General features: G+C 71.2%; 1 pseudogene. It reads right to left on the bottom strand.

The features are described from left to right. Window positions 1–210 precede the first annotated feature (210 nt). Window positions 211–573, bottom strand: a pseudogene (locus tag ACK4SE_RS14195) (hypothetical protein); the annotation flags it as partial.

Consider the following 573-nt stretch of genomic DNA (forward strand, 5'->3'; position numbering starts at 1 on the left):
CAATTCTCCCTTGTCATCCCGGCCGGAGCGAAGCGGAGAGCCGGGACGGCGTGTCCTTGATGACACCGCCCGGACAACCGTGAGGCTGGGCCGGGCGACAGGGTGAACCCTTGGCCCGGATCGTCGCGCTGCGCCGTCCGGGCCTGGAACGGTGCGGCGCCGTCCCGTCCCGGATAGCGCCTGACGGCGCTTCCGGGATGACAAGGGGGGTCAGGGGGCGGGGCCGGCGTCATTGCCCTCGGCGCCCGAAAAACAGTGCAACCGGAGTGCAAGGGCCTCGTCGGCGATGGCGCGTTCGGCCTTGCCGGTGAGGGCGTTCAGCTCGGCGACGAGGCGGGTCAGGTCGTCGTCGGGATTACCCTCTCGATCAGGAAAACAGTGCAACGGGGGTGCAAGGTCCGGCTGGAGGGCGGCCTTCTCCGCCTGACGGGCGATGGCGGCCAGACGGGTGGTGAGGCGCACCAGATCGCCGGTGGGGTCCGGTTCGGGCGCGGGCGGCGGCGCGGGCTCTGGTTCTGGCGCCGGTTCGGGCGTGTGGGCCTCGGGAGCGGAAAAACAGTGCAAGGGCCGTGC

The sequence above is a fragment of the Brevundimonas sp. genome, assembly GCF_046293315.1.
Taxonomy (GTDB): Bacteria; Pseudomonadota; Alphaproteobacteria; order Caulobacterales; family Caulobacteraceae; genus Brevundimonas.